The following is a 13727-nucleotide window of genomic DNA, read 5'->3' on the forward strand; positions in this document are numbered from 1 at the left end:
CCGCTAACCAAAAGCGGGAACCGGGTGTGGAGAAGACTCGGAGGTCAACGGCGATCTACTGGGAGGTGTGGTGAGCGGAGGCACTGGCACGCTCCCGGGAACCGCGGCCCTGACCCAGGTCGGCCGCCTCGCGACCCTCTCCTGGGAGGTCCTGCGCGCGATCTTCAAGCGCCCCTTCCAGACCCGCGAGTGGATCCAGCAGTGCTGGTTCTTCGCCAGTGTCACGATCCTCCCGACGGCCCTGGTCGCCATCCCGTTCGGCGCCGTGATCGCCCTGCAGCTCGGCTCGCTGACCGCGCAGATCGGCGCCCAGTCGTTCACCGGCGCGGCCAGTGCCCTGGCCATCGTGCAGCAGGCCAGCCCGCTGATCACGGCGTTGCTCGTCGCGGGCGCCGGCGGCAGCGCGGTCTGCGCGGACATCGGCGCGCGCAAGATCCGCGAAGAGATCGACGCCATGGAAGTCCTCGGCGTCAACCCGATCCAGCGCCTCATCGTGCCCCGGGTGCTCGCCGCGATGGTCGTTTCGGTGCTGCTGAACGGCTTGGTCAGCGTGGTCGGCGTGCTCGGCGGCTACTTCTTCAACGTCGTCCTGCAGGGCGGCACGCCCGGTGCGTACCTGGCCAGCTTCAACGCCCTCGCCCAGGTGCCGGACCTGTGGATCAGCGAGATCAAGGCGCTGCTGTACGGCTTCGTCGCCGGGGTCGTCGCCGCCTTCCGCGGGCTGAACCCGGCGGGCGGGCCGAAGGGCGTCGGCGACGCCGTCAACCAGGCCGTCGTCATCACGTTCCTGCTGCTGTTCCTGATCAACGTCGTGCTCACCGCGATCTACCTGCGGATCGTCCCGCCGAAGGCGATGTGATGACCACCGGATGGGTCGACGAAGACCGGACGCTCGAGTACATCGCGCGCCCGGGCCAGAGCCTGGAAGGGCTCGGCAAGCAGCTGGCGTTCGCCGCGAAAGCGCTCGCCTGGTCACCGCGCACGATCCGCCGCTACAGCCGGGAAACGCTGCGGCTGCTCACCGAAGTCTGCTTCGGCACCGGCGGCCTCGCGGTCATCGGCGGCACGCTCGGCGTGATGATCGGGATGACGCTGTTCACCGGCCTGATCGTCGGCCTGCAGGGCTACTCCGCGCTCAACCAGCTCGGCACGGCCGCGCTCACCGGGTTCATCTCCGCCTACTTCAACACCCGCGAAGTCGCCCCGCTGTCCGCGGGACTCGCCTTGAGCGCGACCGTCGGCTGCGGCTTCACCGCCCAGCTCGGCGCGATGCGGATTTCCGAGGAGATCGACGCCCTGGAAGTCATGGGCGTGCCGAGCATGCCGTACCTGGTGACGACCCGGGTGCTCGCCGGCGTCGCCGCGGTGATCCCGCTGTACGCGGTCGGCCTCCTGTCGAGCTACCTCGCGTCCCGGCAGATCACCATCTGGCTCTACGGCCAGTCCGCGGGCACCTACGACCACTACTTCACGCTCTTCCTGCCGCCCGGCGACGTCCTGTGGTCGTTCGGGAAGGTGATCATGTTCAGCGTGCTCGTGATCCTGTCCCATTGCTACTACGGCTTCCACGCCAGCGGCGGCCCGGCCGGCGTCGGCGTCGCCGTGGGCCGCGCGGTGCGGACGTCGATCGTGCTGATCTCGGTGCTGGACTTCTTCCTGTCCCTCGCCATCTGGGGTGCGAACACCACGGTGAGGATCTCGGGATGAGGCGCGAGCTCTGGCAGCGGCTCCGGTACCAGGTGCTGGGGCTGGTCTTCCTGCTCGTCGCCGCCCTGTTCATCGCGCTCACGCTCGCCGTCTACCACAAGGCGTTCACGCCGGTGACGCTCGTGAAGCTGGAGACCGACCGGGTCGGCAGCCAGCTGCGCACCGGCGGCGACGTCAAGGTCCGCGGCATGCTCGTCGGCGAGGTCCGGTCGGTGCTGGCGAAGGGCGACCACGCCGAGCTGGAGCTGGCCCTCGACCCGGACAAGACACACGCCATCCCGAAGAACGTCTCCGCGCGGCTGCTGCCGAAGACGCTCTTCGGCGAGCGGTACGTGGCCCTGCAGCTGCCCGAGACGTCGGACGGCCCGATCGAGGCCGGTGACGTCATCCCGCAGGACCGCAGCAGTGCGGCGATCGAGCTGCAGAAGGTCCTCGACGACGTGATGCCGCTGCTGCAGGCGGTCCAGCCCGAGAAGCTGTCGAGCACGCTCACCGCGGTGGCGACTGCGCTCGACGGCCGTGGCAAGCAGCTCGGCGACACCCTCGTCCAGCTGAGCGACTACCTCGGCAAGCTGAACCCGTCGCTGCCGGACGTCAAGGCCGACATCACCGGTCTCGCCAACGTCGCGAACACCTACGACCAGGCGGCGCCGGACATCCTGCAGGCGTTGTCGGACCTGACGACGACCAGCCGGACGATCGTCGACCAGCGCGCCCAGCTGAGCGACCTCTACGCCACCGTCACCGCCGCTTCGGTGGACCTCACGAGCTTCCTCCAGGTGAACAAGGACAACCTGATCCGGCTCACCACGGCCATCCAGCCGACGCTGGACGTCCTCGCGAAGTACGCCCCCGAGTACCCGTGCCTGATGCGCCAGCTCGCCGAGTCGGTGCCGCGGGCGGAACTGGCGTTCGGCAAGGGCACCGCGCACCCGGAGGTCAGCCGGGTCACCATCGAGTTCGCCGCCAGCCGCGGCAAGTACCTGCCCGGCGTCGACGAGCCGAAGTACGAGGACAAGCGCGGCCCGCGCTGCTACCCGAGCGTCCCGCACCCCGGCGTGTGGCCGCAGTACCCGCCCGACGGCCCGATCGAGGACGGCTCCAGCAAGCCCCCGCCGCCGAAGTACCCGCCCGAGACGTTGCCCGCCGGCGGGGGCGCCATCGGCGGCGACGGCACGATCGTCGGCTCGGCCTACGAAAACGACCTGATCGACCTGCTCGCCTCGCCCGCGCTCGGCACCGCGCCCGGTGCCGTGCCCGGGTGGGCCGGCCTGCTCGTCGGGCCGCTCTACCGCGGGGCGGAGGTGGAGCTCAAGTGAGGAGTTTCGTCCCGTCGCTGATCAAGCTGGGCGTCTTCGCGGTCGTCACCGTGCTGCTCACCGGGATCCTGGCGGCCACCATCGCGAACACGAACTTCGGCGAGACGTCCGGCTACCTGGCGAAGTTCACCGACGCGTCCGGGCTCAAGGAAGGCGATGACGTCCGCATCGCCGGCGTCAAGGTCGGCCAGGTCGACGCGATCGAGGTGGTCGAAGGAGACCGGAACCTGGCCCAGGTCCGGTTCGATGTCGAGCACACCTACCGGCTGCCGGAGACGGTGACCGCGACGATCAAGTACCGCAACCTCGTCGGCCAGCGCTACCTCGCGCTCGGCACCGACGTCCCGGGCGACAAGGCGTTGCCGGACGGCGGCACGATCCCGCCGGAGCGCACCAAACCCGCGTTGAACCTCACCGTGCTGTTCAACGGCTTCAAGCCGCTGTTCAAGGCGCTGAGCCCGAAGGACGTCAACCAGCTGTCGGCCGAGATCATCAGCGTCTTCCAGGGCGAGGGCGGCACGATCACCAGCCTGTTGCAGCACACCGCGTCCCTGACGACGGCGATCGCGCGCAAGGACCAGGTGATCGGCCAGGTCATCGCCAACCTCAACACCGTCCTCGGCACGGTCAACGCCCACGGTCCGCAGCTCGGCGACCTCATCGAGCAGACGCAGAAGCTGGTCAGCGGGCTGGCCGAGCAGCGCAAGCCGATCGGTGACGCGGTCAGCGCGCTCGGCGACCTGGCGGTGTCGACCACCGGGCTCCTGGCCGACGCGCGCCCGGCGCTCAAGGACGACGTGGCCCAGCTCGGGGTGCTGTCGCAGAACCTCGGCGACTCCGGTGTGCTGCTCAACCACCTCCTGGAGGTGCTGCCGGGCAACCTGCAGAAGTTCACCCGGACCCTGAGCTACGGCAGCTGGTTCAACTACTACCTGTGCGGGATCACCGGCACCATCGGCATTTCCTCGCTCGACATCACGCTGCCGATCATCCCGATCCCCGGTACGCAGCGCGCGGAGAGGTGTGGTCCGTGAAGCCGCTGAAGGAACGCAACCAGGCCGCGGTCGGCGCGGTCGCGCTCGTGCTGATCGTGCTCGTCACGGCCACGACGTACTTCTCCGACCAGCTCCCGTTCTTCGGCAACGGCACGACGTATTCGGCGTACTTCGGCGAGTCCGCCGGGCTGGCGCCCGACAACGAGGTCGAGGTCGCCGGCGTCAAGGTCGGCACGGTGTCGTCGGTGAAGCTGGCGGGCAAACAGGTCCTGGTGAAGTTCCGGGTCAAGGATGTCCGGGTCGGGGACGCGACGACGGCGTCGATCGAGATCAAGACGTTGCTGGGGGAGAAGTACCTGGCGCTCGACCCGAAGGGCGACGGTGCGCAGGAGCCGAACGCGACCATCCCGCAGGCGCGCACCAGGACGCCGTTCCAGCTGCAGGACGCCTTCGAGCAGCTGTCGACGACGGTCGGCGACATCGACACGAAACAGCTGGCGGACAGCTTCAACGCGCTTTCCGACAGTCTCAAGGACAGCCCGCAGTACCTGAAGGACACGCTGACCGGCCTGTCGTCCTTGGCCAAGACGGTGTCCTCCCGCGACGCCGACCTGCACACGCTGCTGGCCAACACGAGCCAGGTGTCGAAGACCCTGTCCGACCGCAACGCCCAGCTGCAGCGCGTGATCAGCGACGGCAACCTGCTGCTCACCGAGCTGCAGAACCGCAAGCAGGCCATCAACGCCCTGCTCACCGGCACCCAGCAGCTTTCGCAGCAGCTGACCGGGCTCGTCCAGGACAACCGCGCGCAGCTCAAGCCGACGCTGGAGAAGCTCGGGAAGGTGACCGACATCCTGCAGCGCAACCAGGGCAACCTCGACAAGAGCCTGCAGCTGATGGCGCCGTTCGCCCGGGTCGGCGCGAACGCCACCGGCAACGGCCGCTGGTTCGAGGGTTACCTCTGCGGGCTGCTGCCGCCGACGATCACCGTGGGCGGCCTGCACATCAACCCCGAAGGCTGCACCCCGCCGATCGCGGCGCCGAACCAGGGGGTGGGCCGCCGATGACCATCCACACCGCCCGCGGCCGCAGCCTGGTGACCTGGCTGGCGTTCGCCTGCATCCTCGCGCTGATCGTCACCGCCGGGCTCTACCTGGTGTTCCGGGCGTCGAACGGCACCAAGCTGTCCGCGTACTTCGGCAAGACCGTCGGGCTGTACGCGGGTTCGTCGGTGCGGGTGCTCGGCGTGCCGGTCGGCGAGGTCACCGACGTGACGCCGGAGGGGGACGCGGTCCGCGTGGACATGCGCGTCGACGACGTGTCACTTCCCGCCGACGTCGGCGCGGTCGTCGTGGCGCCGAGCCTGGTCAGCGACCGGTACGTCCAGCTGACCCCGGCCTACGACAGCGGTCCCGTGCTCGCTTCGGGGACGGTACTCGCGAAGGACCGTACGGCCACGCCGGTGGAACTGGACGACCTGTATTCGAGCCTGGACAAGCTGTCGACGGCGCTGGGCCCGAACGGCGCCAACAAGGACGGAGCGCTGTCCGGCGTCCTGGACACCGCGGCGAACACGTTGAAGGGCAACGGCGCTTCGCTGAATTCGACGGTCGGGCAGCTGGCCGAGCTCGCGAAGACCCTCGACGGTTCGAAGGACGACCTGTTCGCGACCGTGCAGAACCTCGACTCCTTCACCGGCGCCCTGGCCCAGAGCGACCAGCAGCTCAACGAGTTCTATGGCCGCGTCGCCGACGTCAGCCAGTTCCTCGCCGCCGACTCGTCCGAAGTCGGTGCCGCGTTGCAGTCCCTCGGGGGCGCGCTCGGCGACGTCCAGCAGTTCGTCAGCGACAACAAGACGGCCTTGGAGTCCAATGTGGACAAGCTGGCGTCGCTGTCGAAGGTCCTGGTCGACCAGCGTGCCGCGCTCGCCGAGGTGCTCGACATCGCGCCGACCGGCGCCACCAACTTCATCAACTCCTACGACGCGGCGTCGGGCACCATCGCCGTCCGCGACAACCTGAACGAGCTGACCAACCCGCCGATCCTCACCGCGTGCCGCCTGATCAGCTCGTTCACGCCCAAGGAAGTCCCCGACACCCTCGGCACCATCTGCAAGCAGCTGGCCCCGGTCCTCGACGGCGCCTTGAAGCTGCCGACCATCCCGCAGGTGCTGAATTCGCTGCAGAACGGGACGCTGCCGCCGTTGCCGCTCCCGCTCGTCGACGTCATGGAGCAGCTTTCGGGCGGTGCCAAGTGAAGCGGCTCGCGGGGGTGCTCGCCGGGGTGCTCGTGCTGGCGGCCTGCAGCGACGGCGGGTTCAACGGCCTCTACGGCACGCCGCTGCCGGGCGGCGCGGACGTCGGCGACCACCCGTACCACGTCACCGCGCTGTTCACCGACGTGCTCGACCTGGTGCCGCAGTCGAGCGTCAAGGTCAACGACGTCGCGGTGGGGCGGGTCGACAAGATCACCCTGACGCCGGACACGCGCTCGGCGCTGGTGGCGATGACCGTCAACGGCGACATCGCGCTGCCCGCCAACGCGCGTGCCGAGCTGAAGCAGTCTTCGCTGCTGGGGGAGAAGTTCGTCGAGCTGAGCGTGCCCACGGCGGAACCCGCGTCGGGGAAGCTCGCCGACGGCGGGCAGATCCCGCTCGGGCGGACCAACCGCAACCCCGAGGTCGAGGAGGTGCTCGGCGCGCTTTCGCTGCTGCTCAACGGCGGCGGCGTCGAGCAGATCCAGAAGATCAGCCACGAGCTGAACGACGCGCTGTCCGGGAACGAGCCGGAGATCCGCGCGCTGCTGTCCCGGGTGGACGAACTGGCCACTCAGCTCGACGGGCACAAGACGGAAATCCTGCGGGCGATCGACGGTCTCGCGAAGCTCTCGAAGACGTTGACCGGCCAGACGCAGAACCTGACCAATGCGCTGGACAACCTCGCGCCGGGCCTGAAGGTGGTCACGGACCAGCGCGACCAGCTCGTGGGCATGCTGAACGCGCTCGACACGCTGTCCGGCGTCGCGGTGGACACCGTGACGAAGAGCCGCGACCAGCTCGTCGCGAACCTCAAGGCCCTGCAGCCGACGTTGACGAAGCTCGGCGAGGCCGGCGCCAACCTGCCGAACGCGTTGCAGATCCTGCTGACGTATCCGTTCCCGGACTACGCGGGCAACGTGATCAAGGGCGACTACGCGAACGTCGAGGCGAACGTGAACCTCGACCTGGACGTGCTGATCTCGAACTTCACGAACTCGTCGCAGCCGCCGATCGCCCTGCCGTCCGGCCGGCCGTCCGCGGTTGCGCCCCCGCTGCCGCTGCCCGACCTGGGCACGGTCCCACCGGCGGCCGGTCCCGGCCTGCTGGGCGGCCTGCTCGGGCTGATCGGGGGCGGCCGGTGACCCGCAAGATCCGGATCCAGCTCTTCGCGTTCGTCGTCATCGCGGTGGTCTCGGTCGTCTACGCCGGCGGCCGGTACGCGGGGCTGGACCGGCTGTTCGGCAACCGCGGCTACGTCGTCACGGCGCAGCTGACCGACTCCGGCGGCATCTTCGTCAACTCCGAGGTCGCCTACCGCGGGGTCACGGTCGGGCGGGTGACGTCGATGACGCTGACCGAGCACGGCGTCGACGTCGCCCTGGACATCGACGCGGGCGCCCCGGACATCCCGGCCGACGCGCACGCGCAGGTGGCGAACCGCTCGGCGGTGGGGGAGCAGTTCGTGGACCTGCTGCCGCAACACAACGGCGGCCCGTTCCTGACGGACGGCTCGGTGATCACGGCGGACAAGACCTCGCTGCCGCCGTCGCCGGACACGGTGCTGACCCACCTCGACGACCTGGTCGCGAGCGTGCACCCGGAGTCGCTGCGGACGGTCGTCGACGAGACGTACAACGCGTTCGCGGGGGCGGGGCCGGAACTGCAGCAGCTCCTGGACAGCACGGGCTCGCTGACGGCGGTGGCCGCGCAGTACGTGCCGCAGACGCAGGGGCTGCTGGCGAACTCGCGGATCGTGCTGGGCACCCAGGAACGCCAGGCGGCGAACATCACCGACTTCGCTTCGGGGCTGCGCACGATCGCCGGTCAGCTGAAGAAGTCGGATCCGGACCTGCGGCGGGTGATCGCGCAGGCGCCGCAGCTGGGCCGGCAGATCAGCGACGTGCTGGCCGCGTCGGGGACGGACCTGGGCGTCCTGTTCGCCAACCTGCTGACCACGGCGCAGATCACGACGTCCCGGACGGACTCGATCGAGGAGCTGCTGGTCGCTTATCCGATCATCTCGGCGTTCTCGCCGTCGACGTCCCCGGACGGCACCGGTCACCTGGGTGTGGTGTTCAACTTCTTCGACCCGGCCTCGTGCACGAAGGGGTACGAAGGGACGAAGCAGCGTCCGGCGAACGATGAGTCGGAGGCGCCAGTCAACATGAACGCGTACTGCGCCGAGCCGCCCGGGAGCCCGACCGGGGTGCGGGGCGCGCAGAACGCGCCGTACGCCGGGAAGCCGCCCGCGATCCCGGCGGCACCTTCGCAGACCGCTTCTGCCACGCCTGCGCCGTTGCCGGGAATGCTGAGCCTGCTGACCGGGCCGTCCGCGGGCGGCCTCGGCCGGTTGCTGGGCGCGCCGTGACCCAGCGGCTCCTGGTGGTTCTGGCGGCGTTGTCGATCCTGGCGGCGGCGTTCGCGGGCTGGTCCTGGTGGCGCGCGGCTGCAGACGAGTCCTCGGCACGCGGCCGTTCGCGCGACGACGTGCTCGCGGCGGCCGGCCCGGCGCTGGTCACGTTGAACACGATCGACTACCGCACGGCGGCGGCGGACGTGGACCGCTGGATAGCGGCGACGACGGGCCAGTACTTCAAGGACCTGGCGGGCGACCGCCAGCTGCAGATCGACCGGGCGGTCACGGCCCGCACGGTTTCCTCGGCATCGCTGGTCCAGGCGGCGGTGACGGAGATCGATCCCGCTCGTGGTTCCGCGCGCCTTCTGGCGGTTTTGGACGTCCGCGTATCGACGGGCGGTGGCGCGGTTTCGCCGCGTCTCAACCGCCTGACGGTGGACGTGTCCCGCTCCCCGTCCGGCTGGAAGATCGCGGCAGTCCAGGCGGCGGGCTCATGACGCGCGTCCTGGTCCTGGTGATGGCACTGGCATTGGGTTGCACGGCGTGGTTCGGCATCGAAGCGGCTTCGCTGTCGCCAGGGGACAATCAGGCGTTGGTGGACGTGCCGGCCACTTCGGACGTTTCGTCTCAGGTGAGCGACGCGGTGAAGGCGGTGTTCTCGTACGACTACGCAAACCTGCCCCGCACCGAGCGTGCGGCGGCGGAGGTCTTGACGGGGGATGCGGTCGGGCAATACTCGACGCAGTTCGCCTCGGCGCGAACGCGGGCCACGGCGGAGAAGCTGACCCGGACCACGACGGTCCGGGCGGTGGGGGTGCGGTCGTTGCGAGGAGACTCGGCGGACTTGCTGTTGTTCCTGGACCAGCAGACGGTGGCCCAGGGCGGGGGAGCACCGACGTCGTCGGTGGCCCAGCTCGCGGTGACGGCGAAACGCGTGGACGGCCGCTGGAAGCTGGCGACCCTGACGGCGCTCTAACCGTCCCAAACGGCCGCGCCCTGGCGCAAAACCTCCACCTCGGACCGCTCCTCGACCGGCCACAGCTCCACCACGTACCGGTAGTGCTCCCCGAACTCGTGCTCGTTCCACGTCACCGCGGGCGGACCCGCAGGCACGTACGACACCCGCGCCCGGTACAACCCGGGGAGCACCGAAAAGAACTTCTCCTGCGACGGGTAGTCCGAAGGGCCGGAAATCACCAACCGCCCGCTCGGAACCGGAAGGTCCGCTTCCACCACGTGCTCGGCGTCCGGCAGGAGAGCGGGCGGCGAGGGCGCCAGCGTCACCGATGACTCGACCACGTCCGACCGCGCCGTCGCGATGGCGAGGCCGGCCGGCTCGGCCCCGATCCGGTGAAGCTCCACCGCGCAAGCAGTCCAGCCGCTGCCCGTCAACCGGGCGGAAGAATCCCGGATCGTGAACTGCCGCTGGTCGGCGTGGACGACGAGATGCACACCAATCACCCTAGCCAGGACCCGCCCCGAAATGGTATCGACGGCGGGTTTAGCGTTGAGGCCATGACCACTGCTTCCGTCGACGTCGACACGGCCCGCAGCGACTACGCGGCCCTGGTCGGCCGAGGCCTCTCCCTGGACATCACCCGCGGCAAGCCGTCCCCGCAGCAGCTCGACCTCTCGAACGCGCTGCTCTCCCTCCCGGGCGACGGCACCTTCAAGGCCGAGGACGGCACCGACGTCCGCAACTACGGTGGCCTCAACGGCCTGCCCGAGCTGCGCCGCATCTTCGCCGCCGCGCTGCAGGTGCCCGCCGGGCAGCTGCTCGCCGCCGGCAACTCGAGCCTCGAGCTGATGCACGACGCCGTCGTCCAGGCGCTGCTGAGCAAGCTGCCCGGCGCCGAGCGCCGCTGGGCCGACGAGCCGCAGGTGAAGTTCCTCGCCCCCGTCCCGGGTTACGACCGCCACTTCGCGCTCACCGAGCGCTTCGGCATCGAGCTCGTCCCGGTCGACATGACCGACGAGGGCCCCGACATGGACGCCGTCGAGACGCTGGTCGCCGAAGACCCCACCGTCAAGGGCATCTGGTGCGTCCCCAAGTACAGCAACCCCACCGGGGTCACGTTCAGTGACGACGTCGTCAAGCGGCTCGCCACCATGCGCACCGCGGCGCCGGACTTCCGGATCTTCTGGGACAACGCCTACGCCGTGCACCACCTCACCGACGACGAGCCGGAGCTGGCCGACCTCCTGGCCCTGGCCACCGAGGCCGGCAACGCCGACCGCGTCTTCGTCTTCGGCTCCACCTCGAAGATCACCCTCGCCGGTGCCGGCGTGGGCTTCTTCGGCGCGTCCGAGGCCAACCTCGCCTGGTGGACCGGCAACACCGGCAAGCGCACCATCGGCCCGGACAAGGTCAACCAGCTGCGCCACGCGCACTTCCTCAAGGACGAGGACGGCGTCCGCGCCCACATGCGCAAGCACGCCGAGATCATCGGCCCGAAGTTCGCGGCCGTCGACCGCATCCTCACCGAGGAGCTGGCCGACCTGGCGTCCTGGACCAAGCCGACCGGCGGGTACTTCATCACGCTGACCGTCCCGCAGGGCACCGCGAAGGAGGTCGTGCGGCTGGCGAAGGAAGCCGGGGTCGCGCTGACCCCCGCCGGGGCGACCCACCCGCACGGGAACGACCCGGCCGACGCCGTCATCCGGATCGCGCCGACCTTCCCGAAGCTCGAAGAGGTCGAAGAGGCCGTCCGCGCGCTCGCCGTGTGCGTCCGGCTCGCCGTCGCGCAGCGCGGCTGACCAGGGCAAACGCAAGTCGATCAAAATTTTTCCCGTTTTGACCGAGCCGGGGGACGCCCAGGTACGTATGACCGGTGGGTGAGGTGGACGAACTCGTCACGAGAGGACGTCCCCCGGTGTTCGGAAAACGCTACACAGAGCAGCTGATCGAGCGCAGCGCGGAGAACGCGACCGACCGCCGCCGCTTCCTCAAGGCTGCGGGAGCGGCGGGGCTCGGCGTCGCGGGTGCCGGTGCGCTCGGCACGGCGCTGTCGCTGGGCCTCGGCTCGGCCGGTGCCACTTCGCAGTACGGCGCGCAGGGAGGTGACGCGGGGAAGGAGGCGGCGAGTGACGCCGCGGTGCTGAACTTCGCGCTCAACCTCGAGTACCTCGAGGCGAACCTGTACTCCTTCGCCGCCTACGGCTACGGGCTGAACGAGAAGTACGTCAACGGCGTCGGCAACCTGGGCAAGGTCTCCGGCGGGCACGGCGTCAAGTTCAAGAGCGAGCACACCAAGCAGATCGTCCAGGAGATCGCCGGCGACGAGGTCGCCCACGTGAACTTCCTGCGCAAGGCACTGGACAAGGCCGCCGTCGCGCAGCCGGAGATCGACTTCCAGAACAGCTTCACCGCGGCCATGCAGGCGGCCGGCGTGATCCAGAAGGGTCAGACGTTCGACCCGTTCGGCAGCGAGAACAACTTCCTGCTCGCCGCCTACCTGTTCGAAGACGTCGGCGTGTCGGCCTACAAGGGCGCGGCGCCGCTGGTGAACAACAAGACGTTCCTCGACGCGGCGGCGGGCATCCTCGCGGTCGAGGCCTACCACGCCGGGATCATCCGGTCCGCCCTGTTCGAGCGCGGCCTCGGCGACGTCACGAACAAGATGTCCGACGCCCGCGACAGCCTCGACGGCAAGGCCGACGACGACGAAGGCGTCATCAAGAACGGCAAGGCGAACCTCGTCCCGGCCGACGCCAACGGCATCGCGTTCGGGCGCTCCGCCGAGCGCGTGCTCAACATCGCGTACCTCAACCCGGACAAGGTGTCCTCGGGTGGCTTCTACCCGCGCGGCCTGAACGGCGACATCGCCACCAGCGGTGCGAAGGAGAAGTAGGCACCGCGTGCCGCCGTCACGGTAACGTCGACGACGGCGGCACGCGGAGTCGACGGGGGGACGCGAAGTGCGGGTACTGGTCGCGGGTGGCGGGATCTCGGGCACGGTCACGGCGATGGCGCTGAAGCTCGCCGGGCACGAACCGATCGTGTACGAGGCCTACCCGGCCGGTGGGGACGACATCGGCGCGTTCCTCACGATCATGCACAACGGCATGGACGCTCTGCGCGCGATCGGCGCCGACCGGCCGGTGATCGACGCCTCCTTCGCGGCGTACGGCGTCGAGCTCGTCGCCCCGAACGGGGAGACCGTGGGGCGGCGCGAGTTCGACACCGAAGGCCTCGACGGGCCGCGCACCCTGACCCGCGCCACGCTTTACCGCGTCCTGCAGGACGAGGCCACGCGCCGCGGGGTCCCGCTGGAGCGCGGCCGCCGCCTGGTGAGCGCCCGGTCCGGCCCGGGCGGGATCACGGCGGAGTTCGCCGACGGCACCACCGCGACCGGCGACGTCCTCGTCGGCGCGGACGGCCTCCGCTCGGTCGTCCGGCGGCTGATCGACCCGGCCGCCGACGAGCCCCGCTACACCGGGCTGACCGTCGTCTACGGCTACACGCGCGCGGGCGGGCTGCCCGCCGCGCCGGGGATCTACCGGATGGTCCGCGGCAGCCGGGCCGCCTTCGGGTTCACCACGGACACCGGCGGCGCCACCTTCTGGTTCGCCCGCATCCCGGACGCCGAGCGGCCCCGCGAGGAGATCGCGGCGCTCACCCCGGCCGGCTGGCGCGAGTTCGCCCACGCGGCCTTCGCCGGCGACCCGTTGCCGTGCGCGGACATCATCGCGGCCACCGGGGACGAGGTCTTCGGCGGGCACTCGTACGACGTCCCGGAGACCCGCGTCTGGTCGACGCCCGAGATGGTCCTGACGGGCGACGCCGCCCACGCCGCGTCCCCGGCCGCGGGCCAGGGCGCGTCGATGGCCCTGGAGGACAGCGTCGTGCTGGCGCAGTGCCTGCGCGACCTGCCGGACCCGGCCGCGGCTTTCGCGGCGTACGAGGGGTTGCGGCGAGAGCGCGTCGAGAAGCTGGTGAAGGCGAGCGCGGGCGGCGATGTCGGCGAGGAGCGCGGCTGGCTGTACTCGCACCACATCGACTGGGACGCGAAGATCACCGCCTAGCCCCCGCCCCAAACGCCCCAATGTGGCGTTGGTTGCGTCCAACGCACCCAATGTGGCGTTCGGTGCGT

The 13727-nt window shown here is 70.0% G+C and carries 14 protein-coding genes; 13 read left to right on the forward strand and 1 reads right to left on the reverse strand.

From position 1 onward, the window contains the following. Positions 1 to 70: 70 nt before the first annotated feature. From ACWEVN_RS19795 to ACWEVN_RS19840, 10 genes are read left to right on the forward strand one after another with little or no spacing between them, the layout of a single operon-like run. Positions 71 to 859, forward strand: a complete 789-nt coding sequence (locus tag ACWEVN_RS19795) for an MlaE family ABC transporter permease (RefSeq protein ID WP_452052202.1) — start codon at positions 71 to 73, stop codon at positions 857 to 859. Beyond that, the gene (locus ACWEVN_RS19800; protein WP_452052203.1) at positions 859 to 1707 is read left to right on the forward strand and encodes an MlaE family ABC transporter permease; all 849 of its coding nucleotides are present in this window, start codon (positions 859 to 861) and stop codon (positions 1705 to 1707) included. The genes ACWEVN_RS19795 and ACWEVN_RS19800 overlap by 1 nt, the downstream gene beginning before the upstream one ends. Beyond that, positions 1704 to 3026: an MCE family protein gene (locus ACWEVN_RS19805; protein WP_452052204.1), complete on the forward strand. Its 1323-nt coding sequence runs from the start codon at positions 1704 to 1706 to the stop codon at positions 3024 to 3026. Before ACWEVN_RS19800 ends, ACWEVN_RS19805 begins: the two co-directional genes overlap by 4 nt. Next, positions 3023 to 4060 (forward strand): MCE family protein, encoded by a 1038-nt coding sequence (locus tag ACWEVN_RS19810; RefSeq protein WP_449686157.1) that lies wholly within the window; start codon positions 3023 to 3025, stop codon positions 4058 to 4060. The genes ACWEVN_RS19805 and ACWEVN_RS19810 overlap by 4 nt, the downstream gene beginning before the upstream one ends. Further along, positions 4057 to 5088: an MlaD family protein gene (locus ACWEVN_RS19815; RefSeq protein ID WP_449686156.1), complete on the forward strand. Its 1032-nt coding sequence runs from the start codon at positions 4057 to 4059 to the stop codon at positions 5086 to 5088. Before ACWEVN_RS19810 ends, ACWEVN_RS19815 begins: the two co-directional genes overlap by 4 nt. Further along, the gene (locus ACWEVN_RS19820; RefSeq protein ID WP_452052205.1) at positions 5085 to 6278 is read left to right on the forward strand and encodes an MCE family protein; all 1194 of its coding nucleotides are present in this window, start codon (positions 5085 to 5087) and stop codon (positions 6276 to 6278) included. The genes ACWEVN_RS19815 and ACWEVN_RS19820 overlap by 4 nt, the downstream gene beginning before the upstream one ends. Then, positions 6275 to 7420, forward strand: coding sequence for an MCE family protein (locus ACWEVN_RS19825; protein WP_452052206.1), 1146 nt, complete (start codon positions 6275 to 6277; stop codon positions 7418 to 7420). The genes ACWEVN_RS19820 and ACWEVN_RS19825 overlap by 4 nt, the downstream gene beginning before the upstream one ends. Further along, positions 7417 to 8646: an MCE family protein gene (locus tag ACWEVN_RS19830; protein WP_449686153.1), complete on the forward strand. Its 1230-nt coding sequence runs from the start codon at positions 7417 to 7419 to the stop codon at positions 8644 to 8646. Before ACWEVN_RS19825 ends, ACWEVN_RS19830 begins: the two co-directional genes overlap by 4 nt. Continuing rightward, positions 8643 to 9131 (forward strand): hypothetical protein, encoded by a 489-nt coding sequence (locus tag ACWEVN_RS19835; protein WP_452052207.1) that lies wholly within the window; start codon positions 8643 to 8645, stop codon positions 9129 to 9131. The genes ACWEVN_RS19830 and ACWEVN_RS19835 overlap by 4 nt, the downstream gene beginning before the upstream one ends. Further along, positions 9128 to 9610, forward strand: a complete 483-nt coding sequence (locus ACWEVN_RS19840; RefSeq protein WP_452052208.1) for a hypothetical protein — start codon at positions 9128 to 9130, stop codon at positions 9608 to 9610. The genes ACWEVN_RS19835 and ACWEVN_RS19840 overlap by 4 nt, the downstream gene beginning before the upstream one ends. Here the strand turns inward: ACWEVN_RS19840 and ACWEVN_RS19845 are convergent. Beyond that, positions 9607 to 10086, reverse strand: a complete 480-nt coding sequence (locus ACWEVN_RS19845) for a hypothetical protein (protein ID WP_449686150.1) — start codon at positions 10084 to 10086, stop codon at positions 9607 to 9609. The two genes, ACWEVN_RS19840 and ACWEVN_RS19845, sit on opposite strands and share 4 nt — an antisense overlap. Positions 10087 to 10149: 63 nt before the next feature. Between ACWEVN_RS19845 and ACWEVN_RS19850 the strand changes: the two genes are divergently transcribed. The 3 genes from ACWEVN_RS19850 (at position 10150) to ACWEVN_RS19860 (ending at position 13659) form a co-directional block, all read left to right on the forward strand. Next, positions 10150 to 11391, forward strand: a complete 1242-nt coding sequence (locus ACWEVN_RS19850) for an aminotransferase class I/II-fold pyridoxal phosphate-dependent enzyme (RefSeq protein ID WP_310976346.1) — start codon at positions 10150 to 10152, stop codon at positions 11389 to 11391. Between the two features lie 116 nt (positions 11392 to 11507). Further along, on the forward strand, positions 11508 to 12485 hold the full coding sequence (locus ACWEVN_RS19855; RefSeq protein ID WP_310976345.1) for a ferritin-like domain-containing protein: 978 nt from the start codon (positions 11508 to 11510) through the stop codon (positions 12483 to 12485). Positions 12486 to 12552: 67 nt separating this feature from the next. Further along, on the forward strand, positions 12553 to 13659 hold the full coding sequence (locus ACWEVN_RS19860) for an FAD-dependent oxidoreductase (protein ID WP_452052209.1): 1107 nt from the start codon (positions 12553 to 12555) through the stop codon (positions 13657 to 13659). Positions 13660 to 13727 lie beyond the last annotated feature (68 nt).

Source organism: Amycolatopsis sp. NPDC003861, from assembly GCF_053605405.1.